We start from the raw sequence: 21,928 nt of genomic DNA, 5'->3' as shown, positions 1-21,928 counted from the left end.
GCATAATTTCATGCGATAATCCGCAGAAGTTTCAGAAACAATCATAGATTTTCATTGTTTTTTCTGATACGAGGAAGGCGATTGCCCCTCTATTTTTTTAAATTTGTTGTGAAAATAATTCACATTTGAATAGCCTACCTTTTCGGCCACCTCATATACCTTCATTCCCTGTGTCAGAAGCTCCTTCGCTTTGTCAATCCGAACCTTGTCGAGATAGGCGTTGAAATATTCTCCCGTGTGGCTCTTGAAAAGCTGCCCCAGGTAGGAGCTGCTGTAATTGAATAGCTCTGCCAGCATTTCCAACCGCAGATTTTCGTAGTGATGCCGGTCTATGAAGTCGAGCATGCGCTTCATTTCGTTGTCCCGGCTGGTATAATCTGCGCAGCGGGCCAGCCTTTCCATGACCGCAGCTACATAGCCGACAAGATCCCGGATCGAGCGCTGATTGTAAATGCCCGCCAGAAATTGGGTCGGCTCCCCCGGATAGATGGATTCCGACCAGAGGCGAGGCGAGGTTTTTCGCAGCGTTTCATTGGCCAGGTAGAAGAACCGGTCCCGAATCTCCGTTTCTCCTTTCCCCTGAATCACCATTTGCGCAGCCGTCTCGTCCAGAAGGGAATGGATCGCCTCCGCATGCCCGACATCAACTAAATAATATAGGCGAAAAGACACCTTCTCTCCGTCCAGCAAGGATATATCCGTGGAGACGGAGACCGCCTGCCGATAGCTTTCCGGAGTCTCCGGTGTTAATAATTTTCCTTTGTCAAAGAAAAAGCTGCGATCGAGCAGGGACCGGGCAGTGCGGAATGAATCCGGGATTTTCTGCAATTCCTGAACCGTTTCTCCTGCCGCCACATCCATCTGGGTGCGAATCTCCCCGGAGAGCATCTGCAATTCTCTGTATAGATCAGCCCGTCTGAAGTCACCAGCTAGCGTTTTGCCGAGAAGCAGAACGGTATAAGGAGCAAAATAGAGAACAACGCCTTGACCATCCGCTGCATATGCTGCAACCAAACGGTCCCGGAAGCTGCGAATCCGCTCATCCTCCTCCGGATGCAGGCCCGGAAAAGCGATCAGCACAACTTGATATTGCGGCCAATCCATTCCTAGCGATTCAGCCAACTCATCCAGGGAAACGCTTTCCAAATCATGCGAGCCGGACAGCAGGGAGTACACCGTCCACTCCCGCGAATTAGCTTCCTGCTGCACCGCCTTCTCCAGCCGCTGGGCAGAAATTTTCCCATGAAGCTTCTGAAGCAGAGCAGACAGCTCCTCTTTGTTTACAGGCTTGAGCAGATAGCCTTCAACACCGTACTGGAGTGCCTGGCGGGCGTACTCAAAGTCGGCGTATCCGCTGAGTACGATCGCATGCGTGTCCAAATCACGGCGCCGAATTTCTTGCAGGAGCTGCAGCCCGTCCATGCCGGGCATACGGATATCGACCAGCATCACATCGGGAACCTGCTCTTCCACAATACGAAGCGCTTCTTTTCCACTGGCCGCAGTTCCCATGATCTCGTACCCTAGCCCTTGCCACGGTATTAAGGTTTGCAGCCCAAGGCGCAGTTTTGGTTCATCATCAACAATCATTACTGTAAACATTCGTTTCGTTCCCCCTCGGTATGCAGAATCTAATGCTGGTTCCTTCACCCTCTTTGCTCTCTATCGAAAGCCCTGAACCATTGCTATAGGTAAGCTGAAGGCGGTCATGCACGTTGCGGAGCCCGATCCGCTGCCCGGCTTCCCCCGGTTCCTGTTCCTTCAGCTGCTTTTGTAGTTCCTCGATCTTCCATGCAGGGATCCCTGCCCCGTTGTCGTGAATCTCCACGTACACTTCTTCATTCTCACCAAGCCCCGTTCGAATGGTAATCCGTGTTGATCCTTCCTCCTTGTGATCTAACCCGTGGATAATCGAGTTCTCCACCAACGGCTGGATAATCAGCGGCGGAAGCTCAATGTCCTCTGTGCCTGGCGCCACCTCCAGTTTATAAAGAAGTCTATCCTCATACCGGAACTTTTGCAGCTCCAGATAGCAAAGCACCATATTCAATTCCTCGGAAAGCCGTATTTTGCCGTTGCCAACCTCCAGGCTGTTGCGGATTAAGCTGCTAAGCTGCCAGACAGCTTCTGCTAAATCCTCCTCGCCCCGGATGTGGGCCTCCATTCGAATGGATTCCAGGGTATTAAATAAGAAATGAGGGTTGATCTGGCTTGCAAGCATTTTAAACTTGATCTCGTTTTGCTTCTGCTCCAGCAGCCGTTTTTGCCGGTTACTCTCTTCTACCTCTAGCATCAACTGGCTGACCCGTTGGACAAGAGCATTAAATTGCCTGGACAGTTGTCCGATTTCATCCTTACCATCCAGATCAAGATAGGTATCCCAGGAGCCGCTGCCAGTGCCTACTTTGGACATATGCTTGCTTAGCCGCAGCAGCCTGCTCGTAATGAGAGATGCCGAGGCGTAGACAAGCAGCACTGCAACAATCAGAGAGCCTGCAATGACCAGCGTGGCCAATCGGATAACCCCGTTTGCATCCCGGAGGATATCCGACACCGTGAACACGGAAATGACGCGCAGCCCATTCCAACTAGACTCCGGAATCAGACTGGAAATCACGACTTCGGAGCGTTCTCCGTCCATGTCGACATCGAAGCTGCCGTCACTTTGCGTCAGAATGCTCTGCGCGGTATGCACTTCCGCAAGATTTTTGCCATATAAATCCGGACGGTTGGCAGCCACAATGTGGTTATGATCGTCCACAATCATGGTAGTGAATGATTCTTGTGAAAGGATAGAATTAAGCCGCGCTGTATTGACGTTGATGACGAGCACACTTTCCTGACCGAGTTCGTCCAGGCTGATTTTTCGCACCAAGCTTAAATAATGCGTCTGATCCCGTTCATCCTCGATATATCCCCAGCCGGCCAGCCCCTTCTTGCTTAGCGCCATCTTGTACCACTCGGCCTGCTCGATCTGAGCGTCCGGCTGCATGAATTCCCAGTTGTTCAACATCGTCGGATTGGGCGTGTAAAGCCGGATGGCCTTTATCTCCTTATACAGCCGAACATAATCCCGAATGTCGGAATATTGCCGATATGTCTGAATGACCTCGATGTAACTGTCGTAGCGGCGGCTCGCCACAGCTTTCATCCGGCTATCATTGGATAGCTGATAGGAAATATCCAGCGGTACCTTGATAACCTCCTCCGTTCTCTTCCGAACACGGTCTACATTATCTGTGGCCTGTTGAAAGGCATCCGCTATCATAATCTCGCGCAGCTTGCCGGTCAGAAATATGCCGCTGATTAAGAGCGGGACAACTGCAACTGTGATAAAAGTGAGGGAGAGCTTTCTCCTAAGCTTTATGTTATTCAGCAATCTGATAAATTTCATATTCCGGCCTCCTCTGGTTTTCAGAGCTCCATAAAAACGACCCCTTTTATGAAAAAAAGGGGTGCGTAAGTTGAATCGACCATCTGAAAGACATAAGATTTTGTTATATTTTTCTTTAATGTGTTATTGCATTTGTTATTTTAATAAAAAAATAATATCCTTCTTGACTCCATTCGTCAATGAAATAACCTAAATCCATAATTTATCAGGCGCGAATTCGCGTGATTTTAAATGGAGGATTTTGTTATTTTACTTCCAAAAATAAAATCAAACTAAAATTCAGGGAGCTGCTCATGCTTTATCAGAACGAGGTAAATAGATTTGAATAAAATGGGCGACAAATCTCCGGGATTAGTATAGAATCATAAATTAGGTAGGAGAGATAAATTTACTAAAATAGTTTACTTGCGGAGAGTGGACCAAGCATGACCAAAATTTGAACAAAGGAGAGTATGGCGATTTGAGGAGACTACAACGTTGTTTGGCTGTGTTTGTATCATGTTTGCTGCTTCTTTCTTCTTTTCCTTTGACGGTTGGTGCGGTTCAGGGCAGTGATTCATCTGCCGGTTTGGTTCAAATTACGAGTGATTGGCAAGGCAGTGTTTTTGGGGATGTAGGCGGAGCGGATAAGATTACGCCCGAACATTTCGGCATCGCCGAACATGCCGGGGGCACGGTAACGCTTCGGAGCTCGAATGACAGAGGCAAAATTTCGAGCAGCACAGAAGGGATTGCTTACTACTTCAAGGAAGTGGCGCCGGATGCCAACTTTGAGCTGACAGCCACGGCACAGGTGGATCACTGGACGGCTCATAATCAGGTGTCGTTCGGCCTGATGCTGCGCGGCAATGTATTGGACAATGAGAGTATCAGTACATTTACCGGGGATTACGTTGCCGCGGGTGCTTTGGACCAGAAAATGAAAGCGCTTCATAAATCGCAAGGGGGCGGCTTGAAGAAGATAGAGGCCTTTGCTTCGGCTGCTTTGCCTGCGCCAGGCGAGGAATACCGGCTGAGCATTAAGAAGTCGGGCAGCCTGTACGTCGTACAAATCGGCGACGAGACGGAGGCCATTACCGACTTCACGGGGGATATTCGTTATGCCGGATTATATACGGCCCGAAATGCGACGGTGACCTTCAAAGACGTGAAGCTAAGCGTTGAAGGCTCTGTCCAGCTGGGCGACTGGGAATTCAGCGCTTTTGGCGCCAATACGAGCGAATCCAAGAATCCTCCTCCCTTGGAGCAAAGCGAAACCTCGGCAACCCTGGCAGTTTACGGCGGGAAAATAGCCAGCGGCGATGAAGGCATGTCCTTTTACTTCAAGGAGCTGCCGGCTGCGGCGAATTTCGAGCTGAACGCAAAGGCCAGGGTAATATCCTTCAATAGCGACAGTACCATCAGTACGCCGAATCAGAAGTCGTTCGGGCTCATGCTGCGGGACAGCGTAGGCGCCCATGGAGATTCGAGTACAGCGACTGCAAATTATGTGGCGATCGGTGCATTGGATACGGTGATGAAGGGCTTCTACAAGAGCCAGGGCACACAAACGAAGCTGGGCCCGACGCCTGGCGCCAACGCGCCTGCCGCAGGAGAGGTATATGATTTGCGCATCAAGAAATCAGGAGCGACCTACCTGTTGAGCGTCAATCAAGAGAGCGAAACGCTCCTACTGGGGGATATGTTCACGGACACGCTCTATGCCGGGGTCTATGCCGCCCGGGACGCTAAGGTGGCTTTCAGTGACATTCAGTTTCGTGTAGAGAGCAGAACGGTGAGTCATCTGATCGCCGATCCTAGCGCGATGAAAACCTCGTATTTGGTAGGTGAAGGCCTGGATTTGACGGGGCTTACGGTAAAAGCTCAGTATTCTGACGGCAGCGAGGAGATCCTGCCGCCAGGTGAGTATATCGTCACAGGCTTTGACAGCAGCCAGGCGGGAACAAATGTGGTGACGATCCACTATAACGGCGCTTCTGCAACGGTTGCTCTGCAAATTGTCCCGTTAACGGTGACCTCGCTGGCCGTAAAATACTATCCAGCTAAAACGGTTTACTATTTGGGCGATGCTTTTGACCCAGAGGGTCTTGTCGTCAGAGCCGATTACAATCATGGCTTCAAGACGGCGGAGCTGACGGATGACCAGTACTCGCTGTCCATCGAGGGGCAGCCGATTACGGAGCAATCGCCGTTTACGTTCACACAGCCGGGAAGCGTGGAGGTGATGATCATGTCCGAGGAGACGCCGGGAGTGAAGGCCGCTTTTGATGTGACGGTCAAGGCAGCGGCTCTGACAGAGCTGGAGATCAGGCAGCTGCCGGAGCAGACGGTTTATTTCATCGGTGATTCATTGGATTTGGACGGGCTTTTGCTGTACGCCAAATATAGCGACGGTTCGGAAGTAAGGCTGATGAGGGGCGAATATACGGCCTCGGTTCTCGATACCTCTGCCCCCGGGCAGAAGCAGGTTACTCTGCAGCATAAAGGGCAGACGGTTTCTTTTCCGGTGACGGTGAAGGTTAAAGAGCTGGTTGGAATCGAAGTTACGAATTATCCGCGAACGACCTTTAACCTCGGGGATGCCTTTGAACATGAGGGCTTGAAGGTCTCGAAGGTATTCGACAACAGCGACAGGGAGGAGCTGACGGACTTTACGCTCGATACCTCGCGGTTTGATGGGCAGGCGGCTGGAGTATATGAAATTAGCGTGATTCCCGGGGATGCGTCGATCCGTCCGATCACGTATAAGGTCACGGTTCGAGAGGTATCGGCCCCTGAATGGCAGACGACTTATTTTGGCCAATCGACCTCGGCTAAGAGCAATTACGCCACGATCCATGCTGACGGCTCGATTGAGCTTGTAGCTGCGGATGGCGGTAAAGTGACCGGGGATCATGATGGAATTACGTATTACTATACCGAGCTGGATGCGGCCAAGGACAATTTTGTGTTATCCGCGGACATTCAGGTAGTAGCCTATGCGAAGAACCCGAATGACGGCCAGGAGTCATTCGGCCTTATGGCCAGAGACGCCATTGGCGTGAAGGGCAATTCGAGCGTGTTTGCCTCTAACATCGCAGCCGTTGGCGGGTATAGCGGCGGCACGAGGGATGACAACGGGACGCAGCTGTTTGTGCGTACAGGCGTTGAGACGTCGGACGGCGCAGGCAGCCAGGGGGTTCAGAAGATCATGCTGCAAAACGAGCGCCCGGCAGCCGGCAATACTCATCCGGCAGCGCCGTACCGCTTGACGCTTGCCAAGACGAATAGCGGCTTTACCGGCAAGCTGAACAACGGACAAGAGGAGATCGTTTTTACGCCGGATATTTTAAATGTGCAGGACTCCAAGATGTATGTCGGCTTCTATACGGCACGGGTTGCGACGATCATCGTCAGCAATGTGGAGCTTACCGTTACTGCGGCGGATACGGATGCGCCGAGAGTTGTGCCGCCAGCCGAGCCAGTTGAGCCGCAGCTTGAGGTGCTCTCGCTGGAGAAGACGCCGGAAACCGATTATGAGCTCGTTCTGCGGGCGAATGTGGACGGTACGGTTACGGTAAAGCAGGGGCAAACGGTCATTCAGCAGGATGCTGCTGTGGAAGCCGGCCAGCGTCTGGCGGTTCCGGCCGCGCTTGCGGCACAGAGCGATACGAATTTCAGCATTGTTTTTGTGCCGGACGATACGCAGAAATTAACCTCCTATGACAAAATCGTTCGCAATTTCACGGTGGAGGTCAGGGAATATGCGGCAGGCCAGGATATTATTGTATCCCCGACCGGAACGAGCGGCGGTGACGGGACAGCCGATCGCCCGCTGGATATCGATACGGCGATCGATTACGTGAAGCCGGGCCAGCGCATCGTGCTGCAGGATGGCCGCTACTTGCGCAGCTCCAAAATTGAAATCAAGAAGTATAACGACGGGAAACCCGGCGCGATGAAATATTTGACGGCGGCGGAGGGCGCAAGGCCTGTTATCGACTTCGACAAGAAAACGGAAGGCGTTGTGCTGAGCGGAGACTATTGGCATATCAAGGGGCTGGACTTCACCCGTTCCGCAGGCAATACGAAGGGCTTTACCGTAGGGGGAAGCCATAACATCGTTGAGAACAGCAGATTCTATGCCAACGGCGACACAGGGCTGCAGATCAGCCGTACGGATCCGAGCGCCCAGGATCCGGCGGAATGGCCGTCGTACAACCTGATTCTGAACAGCACCGCATTTGACAATCGCGATCCGTCCGACAACAATGCCGACGGCTTCGCTGCCAAGCTTACTTCAGGCGTCGGAAATGTGTTCAGGGGCTGCTTGTCCCACAACAATATTGACGATGGCTGGGACTTGTACACGAAGGCAGGAACAGGCGCGATCGGTGCAGTGGTGATCGAGAACAGCGCTGCATTCAATAATGGATTTCTGACCGACGGTACGGTAGGCGCGGGAGACAAGAACGGCTTCAAGCTGGGCGGGGAAGGCATTCACGTTCCCCATGTAATCCGTAATTCCATCGCCTTCGGCAACGGTGCTTACGGCTTTACCAGCAACAGCAATCCCGGCGTCATTGCGATTAACAACACCGGCTTCAACAATGACGGAGGGAATTTGAGCTTTACGACGTATTCGCATATTACGCCGGACTTTACGATCGACGGCTTCCTGTCCTACCGGACAATTGACATCGCGAAGGATAACTACCCGGCGTCGAATGCTGCGGATAATAATTTTATGTTTGACGGCAAGGTCTCCAAGAACAAGTCGGGGAAGGAGCTGACCGATGCCAGCTTTGCTAGTCTTGAGCCGGTCGTTAGTTATGAGAGGGATGCCGAGGGGAATGTTATCTGGGGCGACTTCTTGAGATTTATCGGCTTCCAGGAGCCGGGGAATCCTGGGGAAAATCCGGACGGCGGAGACAATGGCGGCGAGAATCCAGGTGGCGGAACTCCAGGCGAAGGCAGCTCTGGCGGCAGCTGGAGCAGCGGCAGCACCGGAACAGGCAGCACGGGAGGCACTGGCGGCGAGAAACCTGAGGACTCATCGGATCAATCTTCTCCCGGAAGCGGGGATCACGGCAATGAGCCTGCCATTCCGGCCCGGCCTTCCGCCGTCGCATTTACCGATACGGATGGACATTGGGCGGAAGCAAGCATCCGGGAAGCAGCGGCGAGAGGATTCGTGAACGGTTATCCGGATGGAACGTTCAAGCCGAATGGAGCGGTTACTCGCGCCGAATTCGCCGTGATGCTTACAAAGGCGTTCAAGCTGGGCGAAGTTGGAGAGGCGGCATCGGAGTTAAGCTTCACCGATCAGGGCAGCATTCGTCCATGGGCGCGGAACGCGATAGCCCAAGCCCTGCAGGCGGGAATCGTAAGCGGCTATGAGGACGGCAGCTTCCGACCTGCCAAGGCGGTTACACGCGCCGAGATGACGTCGATGCTCGCTAGAGCGGCAGGACTGAAGCCGGCTGCGGGGAACGCTACGAGCTTCGCCGACGATAAGGAGATCCCGGCCTGGGCCAAAGAGGCTGTGGCAGCCATGCAGAAGCAGGGCCTTGCAGCCGGCCGGGACGGCAACCGCTTCGCACCGCAGGAGACGGCGACACGCGCTGAAGCGGTAACGATGATCCTGCGGCTGCTGGATCGGGCATAACTGGGGCGCCGCGTTGCATAATAGGAATATTCCATTGCGGCAAGCGGCGCCGCTAGATGAGGAGGAACTCTATTGTTAGCAGACATCCGGCAGGCCGGGCAAGGATATATCGCATATTTTGAACGGTACCTCGAGCATTCTGCCCGGGAGGTCTGGTCCTGGTTGACCGAGAACGACAAGCTGGCCCAATGGTTCCCGGAGCTTCGGATCGACGATCTCCGTGAAGGAGGAGCCGTCAGGTTCGATATGCAGAACGGAACGTTTGAAGAGCTCAAGATTATAGGGCTCAGGCCAGGCTCCGTACTGGAATACGCATGGGGCGGGGATCAGGTGCGTTTTGAGATACATCCGGAAGCGGGCGGGTGCCGTCTCATCCTCATTGAGAAGTTAGTCAAAATTACGGACCATACCCCAAAGGATCTAGCCGGCTGGCATGTATGCCTGAATGTTATACAGAAATTGATGAACGGGCAGGCTGTTGAACGACGACATGAAGAATGGAAAATATGGTACGAGAAATATAAAGAAATTCTTTTGAAGTAGGAGAGGCTCGCCTCTCCTCTTTTTTTGCGGCCATACACGAAAAAGAGAAATTTATCTGGCCTACACCTTTTCAATTGCTCAACAAAGCATGCTGTGCTGAAGTGACAATCACGTATTCTAGGGCTTGATCTTCTGCAGTCAAAATAGGAGACGAAAATGCAGGGGAGGCATGCAAACGGATTAAGCCGAATAGGTAGCCGAATAAGTTCAGGAAGAAAAGGAAGCTGCATGATGCATGAAATGCGGCTCCCTTTGTATACCTTTACTCCCCTCTGACCGAGGAGGACATCCTGACTAAATCGCTGACGGTGACCAGGCGGTATCCTTCGGCAGCCAGCTCAGTGACGAGCGTGCGTACTGCCTCTACCGTTTGTGAGCGGTCGCCGAAGCCGTCGTGAAAGAGCAGCACACTTCCCGGGGACAGCTTCTCCCGCGTCTTCTCGACAATATGCGCCACTCCCGGCTGCTCCCAATCCATGGCCTCGCCGTTTACCGCTCCGGCCGTGATATACCCCCGGCTGCTGATCCACTCCGCGGCCTGCTCGTTATAATCAAAATAAGGAGGACGAAAGGTTAGCGGCTTAACGCCGATCGTCTCCTGAATCAGGCGCTCCGTCCGAATGACTTCCTCGGCGAATTCCTCTGCGCTAAGCTTCGATAAATAAGGATGCGTATAAGTATGGTTGCCGATCTCGTGCCCTTCGCCGTGAACGGTGCGCGCTAGCTCGGGATACTGCTCAATCTGGCTGCCGACCATGAAGAAGGTCGCCTTGGCCGCGGCGCCCGCTTCCCGGAAAATATCCAGGATTTGGGGCGTATAGACAGGGTGTGGACCATCGTCAAAAGTAAACGCAACGGCTTTCTGATCGGTATCGAATTTATGAATAACTGCGGTGCTGAACATGAATGAAGCCTCCTTTTCGATAATATCAAAATGATAATTATATATCTTCTCGATATTTCTTTTTTAATCCTCCTTTGATAGAATCAGCCTTACTTAAGTATCTCTTCACCGCAGTCAGGACATTGGGAAATATGAATGCGCTTTCACGAGTAGCAATAGAACAGAGGAGGCGAATGAACATGCTGAATGTATTGCTGGTAGATGATGAGCCCTGGATTCTCGAAGGGCTGAGGACGATGATTGCTTGGGATAAATACGGCTTCCGCATTTGCGGAGAAGCGCTGAATGGTACCGAGGCGCTCCGCCTGATACAGGATCATCACCCCGAGCTGGTGATCACGGACATCCATATGCCGAACCTGAACGGCCTTGAGTTGATTGAGCAGTGCAACCGGCTCCTGCCGCGGCCGCCCAAATTCGTTGTGCTGAGCGGTTACGACGATTTTGATTATGCGCGGGCCGCTATGCGGCAGAGAGTAGCCGAATATCTGCTCAAGCCCGTAGATGATGAGGATATAGATGCCTTGCTGGTCAAGCTTAGCACCAGCATTCATAACGAACTTGCCTCGGAGCAAGCCCGCCGGCAGCAGCAGCAATTTGTCGTGAACAACATCATTAAGCGCTTGATTCAGGGGGAGACGGGCGAACGCCTGTGGCAGCAGGCTGCAAGCACGATGCAGCTGCGGGAGGACTCGGAGCTGCAATGCATCTTGATCGAAGCCGCTGCCGCTTCCGAGGACTTGAGCTCATGGGCTGCAGCTTTCTTTCCAGCGGAAGCCGTTCACGCCTTCCTTGACCCATCCGGAAGAACAGGCTTGTTCGTACAAGCGAATCGGAGTCTGGATGGCAGGGTAGGGGAGGCCGGTGCTGAGCTGCACAGGCGGCTATCGGCAAGCTCGGAGGAGCCTGTCATGATAGCGGTTAGCGGCACGGGCCGGGGAATCGCCTCCATCCGGGAGCTGTACCGGCAAGCGGCCGAAGTGGCCCGGGCCAAGCGGGGTCAGGGAAGAACCGGCCTGTTCTATTTTTGCGGGGATTACAAAGGCCAAGTGAACTACGAAGCGCTCAAAGCGAAGCTTGATCAGCTCTTTGCTGCTGTTCTTGCCGGAGACGAGACAAATATCGGGGCCTCCGTAAAGGAATTTATCGCTTCCTTCGTCTGCCGCGTGCCCGACATTGAGGCGGCGAAGGCTTATGTCGTTAACCTGGAATGGCTGATCTGCGAGCGGATCGCAGAGCTCGGCGGAGATCCGAATACGCTGATGGGGACGGTGCAGGAGAAGTGCGGTTTGTTGGGCGAGCAGGCGGATTATTGCAGGTTGGAGCGGTACGTGGAGCAGCTATGCGCTCGTGGGGCTCTGCGAATAAGCGAATTGAAACGGGAGAATGAGTCCAATACGATCTTTCATGTCATCCAGTACGTTGACCGGGAATTCCGCAGCAGGCTCCAGCTTCAGGAGCTGGCACGTCAATTTCACATGAACGCGACTTATCTGGGGCAGTTATTCAAGAAGAATACGGGGCAATCGTTTAACGCGTACTTGAACGAGAAGCGGATTGAGGAAGCCAAGCGCCTGCTGAAGCGGACCCAGCTGAAGATTTCCGATGTAGCCGTGCAGGTCGGCTACCCCAATACGGATTATTTTATTAATAAATTCAAACAGAGCACCGGGATGCTGCCATCGGCATACAAGCAGGCTGCCGGGATTAAGGCGGCTTGGAACCAGGAGGAGCTGTAGATGTCTGAGAGTAAATTCAAGCTTAGAAAAATCGTGAATGATATTCCGCTAAACTATAAGTTTCTGCTCATTTTCTTTATCGGCGTGCTTCTTCCGATCATTCTTCTGAATATATTTTTTATGGATCGCATGTCCCAGCTGATTACGTCAAGGGAGGAGCAGAACCTGGAAATTTCGCTGGAGCGGGCCCGCAAGGATATCCACGACTATCTCGATGGGGGCGTGGCGGTCAGCCATGCCTTGAGCAGGGATAGAACGCTGTACGAAATGCTGGATCAGGTATATGAGGACCAGCTGGACTTCTATGTCGCGTTCGATGAGCAGCTTCGCCACCGGGTAACCAGCTACATGCCGGTCAATAACCAGATTCAGCGCATTACGATTTTTACGGACAATGAATCCATCGTAAGCGGAGGGAATTATCAGGTCATCAATGAGGAGGTGAAGCGCAGCGACTGGTATAAGCTGTGGAAGGCGTCGGACGAGAGCGTGCTGGTTGCGGCGTACCAGGCCACGGGCAGCAGCGACAGGACTTTTACGGTCCCTTATTTGAGCGTGATCGAGAAAATGGATTATATCGACCATTTCAATACCTATGAAAAGCTGCTGCGCATCGATATCGACCTAAGCAAAATTTACGATGTGATCGTGCGGGAGAAAGACTATCTGAATCTCTACCTGGTCAATGAGCGCAACCAGATTATTATGTCGTCGCAGAGCGGCTATCAGAGAGGCAGCTTGGATCCGTATCCCGTATTTAAGCTGCCCGAGCATTATAAGGACGAGGATGTACATATGGTTTCAATCGGGACGGCCAAATACGTAAAAGGCTGGCGGCTGATCGGACTCGTCGAGGGCACGCGGATTTCCAAGGCCATGCTCGACATGCGTTTGTTCGTTGGCGCGATGGCTGCGGCCGTTACTTTGATGGCCACGATATTTATTTACGTCATGCTGCGCTCCTATAACTACAGGGTCAAGCGGCTGTCCAGACATATGCAGAAGGTATCCAACGAGAAATTCGATCTGATTCAGATTGACGAGGGACGCGATGAAATCGGCGGCTTGATCCGCAATTTCAACCGGATGACCGCGAAAATCAATTCCCTGATCAACAACGTGTACAAGCTCGAGATTCAGAAGAAAAGCCTGGAGATGGAGCGGGTGAGGGCAGAGCTCAATTTTATGCAGAGCCAGATGAATCCCCACTTCTTGTTCAATACGTTGAACGCTATATTGGTCGTATGCACGAAGAACAATTATTCCGACGTGACCGATATCATCAAGAGCTTGTCCAAGCTGCTGCGCAGGCTGCTCGGCTGGAAGGAAGATGTCGTAACGCTTGAGGAAGAGCTTATGTTCATTGAGATGTATTTGAAGATCGAGAAATTCCGCTTCAGGGAGAAATTCGATTATCAGTTCGAGATCGAGGAAGAGGCGCTCCAATATAAAATTCCGAAGATGAGCATTCAGCCGCTCGTCGAGAATGCCTGCAAGCATGGCATCCAGGCGATCGACGGGCTCGGCCTGGTGCGGATCAGCGCCACGGTGAGGGATGCCCGCCTGCGCATCGTCATTGCGGATAACGGCAAGGGCATGGAGGCAGCCAAGCTTCGGGAGATTATTCTCGCCGTGCGCAATGAGAATTCCACAGGAACGAGCATCGGTATGCGCAATGTCTACCGGCGGCTGGAATTGTATTATGACGACCAGGTTCGCTTCGATATTGTCAGCCAGCCTGGACAGGGAACTGAGATTAGCTATGAAATTCCGCTTAAGCTTCTTGAACATGCATAACTAAGGGGGAAGAGATCATGACCTTCAAAGTGCTCTTGATTGACGATGAGCCCGGTGCGCTGGAGGGGATGCAGCTGTGGATCGACTGGCCGGGCATCGGATTCGAGGTATGCGGGACCGGAAGTAACGGAGTTGAAGGCCTGAAGCTGATCAAAGAGCTTCAGCCGGATTTGGTCGTGACGGATGTCAACATGCCGCTGATGAACGGGCTAGAAATGATCGCATCCTGGCAGGAGGAGCAGACCCGCGGCGTTCGCTTCGTCATTCTCAGCGGGTACAGTGAATTTGAGTATGCTCAGCGGGCGCTGCGTTACGGCGTGAATCACTATTTGTTGAAGCCGATCATACCTGAAGAGGCCGAGAAGGAGCTGGCTGAAATTCATAAGGTGCTGGTACAGGAGAAGGAGGAGCAGAGCCTGAACCAGATCGCCTCCTATGAGGAAATTGTATCGGGCATTAAGACTATGCTGCAGGGGCAGCCCTCGGATCCAGCCGCGGCTTCGCTGTTAGGCCGGGTATCAGAGATCCGGGAGAGATGGAACTTCTGCCTCGTGCAGACGGAAGCGGATGCTTTTGCCGAATTGCGGGGCCAGGCGGCGGCTCTGCTGTATCAGGAAGAAGCGATGTATCTCATTGATCTGGACATGAACCGCTTCGGCATCGTATACGGCCAATCCGGGAGCAAGGACGGGGAGCAGGCCTCGTGCCGGATGCTCTGGGAGCTGGTGCGGCTATATGCTGGGCAGCGCGTATTTATCGTTACGGGCGAGGAAGCAGGAGACTTGCTCCAGATCGGCCATAGTTATCGAACTGCCAAGGCAGCGATGATTTATAAATTCTATGACACGGCATACGACCGTATATTCCGCTATGAACAAATTTCGAAGGGTCCTCTGAATTATCATTATGATCAGCTGCAGCTGGTCGAACGGATTACTTTGGCGGTTACTCTTCTGGATCAGGAGGCATTACAGGAGGCCATACATTCGGCGGCTCGAAGCTTTCGGGAAATGCTGATCGCCCCTGAAATCGTCAAGAAGGCCGTGATCCATATCATGTGCAGAATCATGGAATATGTGGAGAAGACCAGCGAGACGAAGCCGGGGCAGCTGTTCGGGAAATATGAGCTTCCCGGATTATCGGATTCGGTCTATATTCTGAGCGATCTGATGGAGCTTCTGCTGGCATGCGGCACGGAAGGCATTGAACTGCTTGCCAAAGAGCAATCCAAGCAGTCACAGGGGGTTGTGCAGGAGGTCAATGATTACATTCGGGAGCATTTCCGCGAGCGCCTCACCCTGAAGAAATTGGGCGAAATATTCTACATGCACCCGGCATATTTAGGGCAGCTGCTGCTGAAGAAGAATGGACTCAGCTTTAATGAGCTCATTCATGATCTGCGGATTGAAGAGGCGGCGCGCCTGCTGGAGCAGAGCGAGCTGAAGAACAGCGAAATAGCCGAGCGGGTCGGCTACAGTCATTACGGCCAGTTCTTCAAGCAATTTGAGGCCCGGATGCGGATGTCCCCGAATGAATACAAAAAAAGAAGCACCATGTTCTAATATTTTTAGGGTGAGACCTTTAATTGTGCTATAGTTCAGCCCGGATAGCACTTCTAAAATAAAGATAAGTTACATGAAAGGGCTTACAATGGAAGCTTGTGTGTAGCTAAAAATTTTTGCGGAGGTGCTTTAAACAATGGGGGGTACATCTAAGACATGGCTTCGGCTCGGGACAATTCTGCTGTTGTCGCTCAGCGTCGTTCTATCGGGCTGCAGCGGCGGGAATGCGAAGCCAAGCGGGAACAATACTCCGGAGCAGACGGCGACCGGAAATAATGATGGCAAGGTAGAACCGTTCGAAATCAGTATCTTTATCGGGGAAGCCGGACAGCAGCCGACGCCGGACAATAAAATATACAAGAAGATCAAAGAAGAGACAGGTGCTACCTTCAAGTTTGAATTCCTGGCGGGCGACATTGACCAGAAGCTGGGCGTTATGATCGCTGGCGGCGATTATCCTGACATGATGACAGGAAATACGAAGCTGACTGCAGCCGGGGCTTATATTCCTCTGGAGGATCTGATCGAGGAACACGCTCCGAACTTGAAAAAACATTATGAAAAATATTGGAATATGATGAAGGATCCAAATGACGGTCATATTTATATTCTTCCGAACTATGGCGTTTTGAACGCCGACCCTGCCAGCAACTGGTATGCAGGACCGGCCTTCTGGATTCAAAAAGCGGTATTGGAGGATGCAGGTTATCCTCAAGTCAAGACGCTGGATGAATACTTTGATTTGATCGCCAAGTATAAGGAGAAATACCCAACGATCGACGGAACCCCGACCATTGGTTTCGAGATCCTGAACTATGACTGGAGAAACTGGAGTCTGTTCAACGCTCCGCAGCATTTGATCGGTCATCCAAATGACGGTGGCGTCGTTGTCAAAGACGGCAAAGCGGAGATTTTTGCTGATAAGGATTACGCGAAGCGGTACTATCAAAAGCTGAATGAAATGAATGCGGCCGGATTAGTCGATAAAGAGGCATTTACCCAAAACTACGACCAGTATATGGCCAAAATTTCAAGCGGTGCCGTTCTCGGTATGTTTGACCAGCATTGGAATTTCCAAACGGCTGAGGAATCCTTAATTACACAGGAGAAGCTCGAAAGAACTTATATAGGTCTTCCTCTCGTATACGATACAAGCATAAGGGATCACTATAAGGATCGTCCGGCACTGAACCTCAACAACGGTTTTGGCATTAGTGTCAACGCGAAGGATCCTGTGAAGATTATTAAGTTAATGGATCGCTTGATAGAAGAGGATTGGCAGAAAATTCTCTCTTGGGGAATTCCAGACGAGGATTACTATGTCAATGAGGAAGGTCGCTTCATGAAAACGCAAGAGCAGCGTGATAACTTTAATGACGGCACCTGGAAATTGGCCAACAAAGCGGATGCTTGGTTTAAATTTGCACCGAAAATGGAAGGTTACTTCTCCGATGGGAACTCCACGGATGCAGCCGCTCAACCTGAAGAATTCAAGGCTGGGTTGAAACCGTATGATAGACAGTTCCTTGAAGCTTACGGCTTTGACAGTCCCGTTGACTTCTTTAGTGAGGCACCGGAGAATGACATTGCTTATCCAGCTTGGTCCGTAGACTTGGTGGATGGATCTGAAGCCAAAATTGTAAATACGAAGCAAAATGAATTGTCGACGAAGTATTTGCCGAAAGCCATTCTTGCCAAGCCAGCCGATTTCGAAAATGTATGGAACGAGTATGTGTCCGAAATCAGGAAGCTTAACATCAAGGCATATGAAGATCGCATCAATGAAGTATTGCAGTGGAGAAGGGATACCTGGTCAGTGAAATAAGGGTTGAATCGGAAGGTGGAGGACATCTGCATTTGTCTCCCGCCTTCCGTAATTACAGGCTTTGGGGAGAAAACGCTTATGGATGAGACATTAACGAAAGATCGTACCGGCCGGAAGTCTAAAAAAGAAAAGAAAATGACCTGGTCCCTCATTAAAAGCCAGAGTCAGCTGATCTACATGTCAGTGCCACTTCTGGCCTACATCGTTTTATTCGCCTATGTTCCAATTTGGGGTTGGACCATGGCCTTCCAGGACTATAAGCCAGCGCGCAGCTTCAGTGATCAGAAATGGGTAGGTTTTAAACACTTCGAATTTTTGTTTAAAGACGACAGTTTTTTGCAGGTGCTTCGAAATACGCTTGCGATGAGTGTTATTAATCTAATTCTCGGCTTTACGACCGCGATTATATTGGCTTTATTGCTGAATGAAATCAAGAAGGTATTCTGGAAAAGAACCGTGCAGACGATATCCTATCTGCCGCATTTTTTATCATGGATTATCGTAACTGGAATTGTAGCTACTTCGCTAGCTTCAGACGGAATTGTCAACGACGTCCTGCTTAAGCTAAATCTGATTAAAGAGCCGATTCAATGGCTCAGCGAAGGAAAGTATTTTTGGGGCATTGTCGGTGCTTCGCATGTGTGGAAAGAAGTCGGCTGGAATACGATTATCTACTTGGCCGCCATGTCCGCAATCGATCCCGCACTGTACGAAGCTGCAGATATCGATGGAGCAAGCCGCTATAGGAAAATGCTCCATATTACACTGCCGGGCATAAAACCAACGATTATTATTCTGTTGATCATGTCGATCGGTCATATTCTCGAAGCAGGCTTCGAGGTTCAATATCTGCTGGGTAACGGCCTTGTCCTCGACTGGTCGCAGACGATAGATATTTTCGTGTTGAAATATGGGCTCGCTCAAGGCAATTACTCACTAGCTACTGCTGCTGGTATATTCAAAACGGTCGTTAGCGTGACCATGCTGCTCTTTGCAAACTGGATGGCTAAACGACTAGGGGAAGAGAGGTTGTTATAGTTATGGCAAATCATTCAACCACCCCAAGGCCGGCAACTGTTGCGGCAGTCAATAGACGCATCAGAAGAGGACGGATAGAACCGATAATCTTCCATACCTTCAACACGATATTCATGGTTGTCTTGGTCATCGTCACCTTATATCCATTTCTAAACACGATCGTCGTATCCCTTAATGCAGGGAACGATACGATCCGTGGCGGATTATATCTTTGGCCAAGGGAATTCACCTTGCAGAACTACAAGGCGGTTTTCGTCTCGGGAACGATATATAACGCATTTTGGGTTTCGGTAGCCAGAACGGTGTTGTCGACCTTGCTGAATTTGTTCCTGACAACGATGCTGGCCTATACACTGAGCCGGCGGGAGTATGTGTTCCGCAAGCCGATTACCTTCATTTTTATCCTGACGATGTACTTTAACGCCGGTCTGATTCCAGGCTACTTCCTGATGAAGGACCTGCACTTGATCAATTCGTTCTGGGTGTACGTGATCCCTTCAATGATCAGCGCGTTTAACATGATCGTGATCCGTACCTATATCGGATCTATTTCTGAAAGCTTGGTCGAGTCGGCGAGGATCGATGGAGCCGGTGATTTCAAAATTTTCTGGCAGATCATTTTCCCGCTCTGCAAGCCAGTGTTGGCCACTATTGCATTGTTTGTTGCTGTCGGGGCATGGAACTCCTGGTTTGACGCCTTCATCTACACCTCCTCTAGACAGGAGCTGAGCACCTTGCAATACGAACTGATGAAGCTGTTATCCTCGAGTATGAATGCTAATAACAATCCTTCAGTAGCTGCGGGGGCAGGCATGACTCAGGGTGCGGCCGCGCAAATGGTGACGCCTTTATCGATTCGGGCTTCGGTGACGGTTGTGGCTTCCGTGCCTATTCTGCTGGTTTACCCCTTCATGCAGAAGTATTTTGTCGTCGGTCTGAATGTAGGAAGCGTTAAGGAGTAACGGTTATGGAAGCGATATGGGGATACGGGCGATATAGGGATGTGAATTACTGGAGCGAATGACCAGACAGGAGGAATTGTTTTGACCACGAGAGCTATTCGCACGGAGGCAGCGCTGAAGGAGATGTTTGCGGAGGACTTTCAGATCGGAGCCGCTGTTAATCCGATGACTATACGGACACAGGAGGAGCTGCTTGCTTATCACTTCAACAGTATTACGGCAGAGAATGAAATGAAGTTTGCCAGTCTGCAGCCGGAGGAGGGGGCTTATGCTTTTGACGAGGCGGATCGATTGGCGGCCTTCGCCCGGAAGCATGGCATGGCGATGCGGGGACACACTTTAGTGTGGCATAACCAGTCCACAGGCTGGCTGTTCGAAGACAAGCAGGGAAATCCTGTAGATAAGGCAACTCTGCTGGAGAGGCTGAAATCGCACATCCATACGGTAGTAGGACGTTATAAAAACGATATTTATGCTTGGGATGTGGTAAACGAGGTTATAGAGGACGAGGGAGACGGCCTGCTGCGCCGGTCGAAATGGCTGGATATTGCCGGACCGGAATTCATTGCCCGGGCGTTCGAGTATGCTCATGAGGCTGACCCTAATGCGCTGCTCTTCTATAATGACTACAACGAGTCCAATCCGGCGAAGCGAGACAAGATCCATGCTCTGGTGAAGTCGCTGCTGGAGCAAGGCGTGCCTATTCATGGCATTGGACTGCAGGCGCATTGGAATTTGTATGGTCCTTCTCTCGGCGAGATCCGAGCGGCACTGGAGAAGTATGCTTCTCTTGGCCTGCAGCTGCAGCTTACGGAGCTGGATATGTCGCTGTTTCGTTTTGACGACAAGCGTACGGATATAACCGAGCCTCCGGCGGAATTGCTTGAGCTGCAGGCTGAGCGGTATGAGGAAATTTTCAAGCTGCTGAGGGAATACCGGGATGTAATCACTTCCGTGACCTTCTGGGGGGCTGCGGATGATTATACGTGGCTGAACGATTTTCCCGTCCGGGGGCGGAAAAATTGGCCTTTCCTGTTCGATGAGCAGCATCATCCCAAACTGGCATTTCATCGGGTTGCTGCACTTTCCCGCCAGTGACCTCGCTATTCTAGGATTGGGGTCTGACGGGGCGAAGCACGGTGGGGATAGCGTAAAGCTGAGAAGGCGACAATTCATTTGAAGTAAGGAAGGGAGTCCGGTACGGACTCCTTTTTTGGCGGGGCGTCCTGGTTAAATTGTATACAGCAACTCCCGGGAGGTCGGTTACATTGTCTTGGAGGCGCATGCATGTTAGATTGAAGGTGGAAGCAACCACAATCGGAGGTGTCTTATGAAAGTACTATTTATCGGTGGAACAGGAACGATTAGCTCGGCCATTACACAGCAGCTGGCGGATATGGATTGCGAGCTGTATTTATTGAATCGCGGGACAAGAAATAGCGGTCTGTCTGCCGGGGTAAACCTCCTCCAGGCCGATATCAACGATGAGGCCGAGGTGGCTAGGCTTATCGAGGGCATGGCCTTTGATGTCGTTGCCGATTTTATTGCCTTCCACCCCGAGCAGTTGGAGCGGGATTATCGCCTGTTCAACGGGAGAACGAAGCAGTTTATCTTCATTAGCTCGGCGTCCGCCTATCAGACGCCATTGTCGGATTATAGAGTTACTGAAGGAACGCCTTTATCGAACCCTTATTGGGAGTATTCCAGAAATAAAATCGCCTGCGAAGAGTATCTAATGAAGCAGTACCGGGAGAATGGCTTCCCGATTACGATTGTAAGGCCAAGCCATACGTATTGCGAGCGTTCCATCCCGCTGGGCGTGCATGGCCGCAGGGGGAGCTGGCAGGTTGCCAAGCGGATGCTCGAGAACAAGCCGGTCATCATTCATGGGGACGGAACCTCTCTTTGGACGATGACGCATAACAGCGATTTTGCCAAGGGCTTCATCGGCCTGATGGGCAACATCCATGCGATTGGCGAGTCCGTTCATATAACGTCCGATGAGACGGTGACCTGGAACCAAATTTATGAGATGATTGCGGATGCTTTGGGCGTGAAGCTGAATGCGGTTCATGTAGCCTCCGAATTTCTGGCGGCCTGCAGCTCCGATGATTTACGGGGCAGCCTGCTGGGGGACAAAGCGAATTCGGTAGTGTTCGACAATTCTAAACTGAAGCGCCTTGTTCCAGAATTCGTGGCAACGACTAGGCTTGATCAAGGCATCAAGCAGACTGTGCAGTACATCCTGGCCCATCCAGAGCTTCAGCTCGAGGATCCGGAATTCGACGCGTGGTGCGACAGGGTGATCGATGCCATGGACCGTGCTGTAAAGGCTGTTGTAACTGAATAATAGATTTAATAATTTTGCAATGTTCAAAGCCCCTAAGGCAGCAGGCGGTAGCCATGCGCTTTAGGGGCTTTCTGATATTCAGGTTATTTCCTGAGCAATAAACGCAACATTGAAATCATAACTTTTCTAAGAAGTGGCCCCATGTCAACTTGATAATGATTATCATT

13 protein-coding genes are annotated in these 21,928 nt (G+C 51.5%); 10 read left to right on the top strand and 3 right to left on the bottom strand.

What is annotated here, in order from left to right; genetic code table 11:
- Positions 1 to 51 precede the first annotated feature (51 nt).
- Both BN2762_RS07010 and BN2762_RS07005 read right to left on the bottom strand, forming a co-directional pair.
- The gene (locus tag BN2762_RS07010; protein ID WP_055106297.1) at positions 52 to 1,602 is read right to left on the bottom strand and encodes a response regulator transcription factor; all 1,551 of its coding nucleotides are present in this window, start codon (positions 1,600 to 1,602) and stop codon (positions 52 to 54) included.
- A complete protein-coding gene (locus BN2762_RS07005; protein ID WP_055106296.1) occupies positions 1,580 to 3,394 on the bottom strand; it encodes a sensor histidine kinase in 1,815 nt (604 codons plus the stop codon). The genes BN2762_RS07010 and BN2762_RS07005 overlap by 23 nt, the downstream gene beginning before the upstream one ends.
- Positions 3,395 to 3,881: 487 nt before the next feature.
- Here BN2762_RS07005 and BN2762_RS07000 point away from each other — a divergent pair, with 487 nt between their 5' ends.
- On the top strand, positions 3,882 to 9,041 hold the full coding sequence (locus tag BN2762_RS07000; RefSeq protein WP_222861035.1) for a bacterial Ig-like domain-containing protein: 5,160 nt from the start codon (positions 3,882 to 3,884) through the stop codon (positions 9,039 to 9,041).
- 72 nt (positions 9,042 to 9,113) lie between these two features.
- Positions 9,114 to 9,584, top strand: coding sequence for an SRPBCC family protein (locus BN2762_RS06995; RefSeq protein WP_055106294.1), 471 nt, complete (start codon positions 9,114 to 9,116; stop codon positions 9,582 to 9,584).
- Between the two features lie 262 nt (positions 9,585 to 9,846).
- Here the strand turns inward: BN2762_RS06995 and BN2762_RS06990 are convergent, their stop codons facing one another.
- Positions 9,847 to 10,533 (bottom strand): polysaccharide deacetylase family protein, encoded by a 687-nt coding sequence (locus tag BN2762_RS06990; RefSeq protein WP_262362798.1) that lies wholly within the window; start codon positions 10,531 to 10,533, stop codon positions 9,847 to 9,849.
- Between the two features lie 134 nt (positions 10,534 to 10,667).
- On the opposite strand from BN2762_RS06990, the gene BN2762_RS06985 reads away from it, so the two are divergent.
- The 8 genes from BN2762_RS06985 (at position 10,668) to BN2762_RS06950 (ending at position 21,761) form a co-directional block, all read left to right on the top strand.
- Complete coding sequence (locus BN2762_RS06985) at positions 10,668 to 12,227, top strand: helix-turn-helix domain-containing protein (RefSeq protein ID WP_055106292.1); 1,560 nt, start codon at positions 10,668 to 10,670, stop codon at positions 12,225 to 12,227.
- Positions 12,228 to 14,024: a sensor histidine kinase gene (locus BN2762_RS06980; RefSeq protein WP_055106291.1), complete on the top strand. Its 1,797-nt coding sequence runs from the start codon at positions 12,228 to 12,230 to the stop codon at positions 14,022 to 14,024.
- Between the two features lie 17 nt (positions 14,025 to 14,041).
- Positions 14,042 to 15,586 carry a response regulator transcription factor gene (locus BN2762_RS06975; protein WP_055106290.1) on the top strand — a complete coding sequence of 515 codons (1,545 nt, stop codon included), beginning with the start codon at positions 14,042 to 14,044 and terminating at the stop codon, positions 15,584 to 15,586.
- Positions 15,587 to 15,722: 136 nt separating this feature from the next.
- Positions 15,723 to 17,411, top strand: a complete 1,689-nt coding sequence (locus BN2762_RS06970; protein WP_055106289.1) for a type 2 periplasmic-binding domain-containing protein — start codon at positions 15,723 to 15,725, stop codon at positions 17,409 to 17,411.
- A gap of 78 nt (positions 17,412 to 17,489) precedes the next feature.
- The gene (locus tag BN2762_RS06965) at positions 17,490 to 18,449 is read left to right on the top strand and encodes an ABC transporter permease (RefSeq protein ID WP_055106288.1); all 960 of its coding nucleotides are present in this window, start codon (positions 17,490 to 17,492) and stop codon (positions 18,447 to 18,449) included.
- Positions 18,450 to 18,451: 2 nt separating this feature from the next.
- Positions 18,452 to 19,411 (top strand): carbohydrate ABC transporter permease, encoded by a 960-nt coding sequence (locus BN2762_RS06960; protein WP_055106287.1) that lies wholly within the window; start codon positions 18,452 to 18,454, stop codon positions 19,409 to 19,411.
- A 123-nt stretch (positions 19,412 to 19,534) separates the two neighbouring features.
- The gene (locus BN2762_RS06955; RefSeq protein ID WP_055106480.1) at positions 19,535 to 20,509 is read left to right on the top strand and encodes an endo-1,4-beta-xylanase; all 975 of its coding nucleotides are present in this window, start codon (positions 19,535 to 19,537) and stop codon (positions 20,507 to 20,509) included.
- 232 nt (positions 20,510 to 20,741) lie between these two features.
- Positions 20,742 to 21,761: an SDR family oxidoreductase gene (locus tag BN2762_RS06950; protein WP_055106286.1), complete on the top strand. Its 1,020-nt coding sequence runs from the start codon at positions 20,742 to 20,744 to the stop codon at positions 21,759 to 21,761.
- Positions 21,762 to 21,928 lie beyond the last annotated feature (167 nt).

Origin of the sequence: Paenibacillus ihumii, from assembly GCF_001403875.1 — a bacterium.
Classification (GTDB): domain Bacteria; phylum Bacillota; class Bacilli; order Paenibacillales; family Paenibacillaceae; genus Fontibacillus; species Fontibacillus ihumii.
Note: the sequence above shows the minus strand (reverse complement) of the source record. Positions and strands in the feature narration are given on the sequence as shown.

Excerpts from the sequence above, each read along its gene's own strand:
- BN2762_RS06955 (WP_055106480.1), top strand. The coding sequence starts at position 19,535 with ATGTTTGCGGAGGACTTTCAGATCGGAGCCGCTGTTAATCCGATGACT.
- BN2762_RS06960 (WP_055106287.1), top strand. The coding sequence starts at position 18,452 with ATGGCAAATCATTCAACCACCCCAAGGCCGGCAACTGTTGCGGCAGTC.
- BN2762_RS07010 (WP_055106297.1), bottom strand. The coding sequence starts at position 1,602 with ATGTTTACAGTAATGATTGTTGATGATGAACCAAAACTGCGCCTTGGG.
- BN2762_RS06980 (WP_055106291.1), top strand. The coding sequence starts at position 12,228 with ATGTCTGAGAGTAAATTCAAGCTTAGAAAAATCGTGAATGATATTCCG.
- BN2762_RS06965 (WP_055106288.1), top strand. The coding sequence starts at position 17,490 with ATGGATGAGACATTAACGAAAGATCGTACCGGCCGGAAGTCTAAAAAA.
- BN2762_RS06985 (WP_055106292.1), top strand. The coding sequence starts at position 10,668 with ATGCTGAATGTATTGCTGGTAGATGATGAGCCCTGGATTCTCGAAGGG.
- BN2762_RS06950 (WP_055106286.1), top strand. The coding sequence starts at position 20,742 with ATGAAAGTACTATTTATCGGTGGAACAGGAACGATTAGCTCGGCCATT.
- BN2762_RS06970 (WP_055106289.1), top strand. The coding sequence starts at position 15,723 with ATGGGGGGTACATCTAAGACATGGCTTCGGCTCGGGACAATTCTGCTG.
- BN2762_RS06975 (WP_055106290.1), top strand. The coding sequence starts at position 14,042 with ATGACCTTCAAAGTGCTCTTGATTGACGATGAGCCCGGTGCGCTGGAG.
- BN2762_RS07005 (WP_055106296.1), bottom strand. The coding sequence starts at position 3,394 with ATGAAATTTATCAGATTGCTGAATAACATAAAGCTTAGGAGAAAGCTC.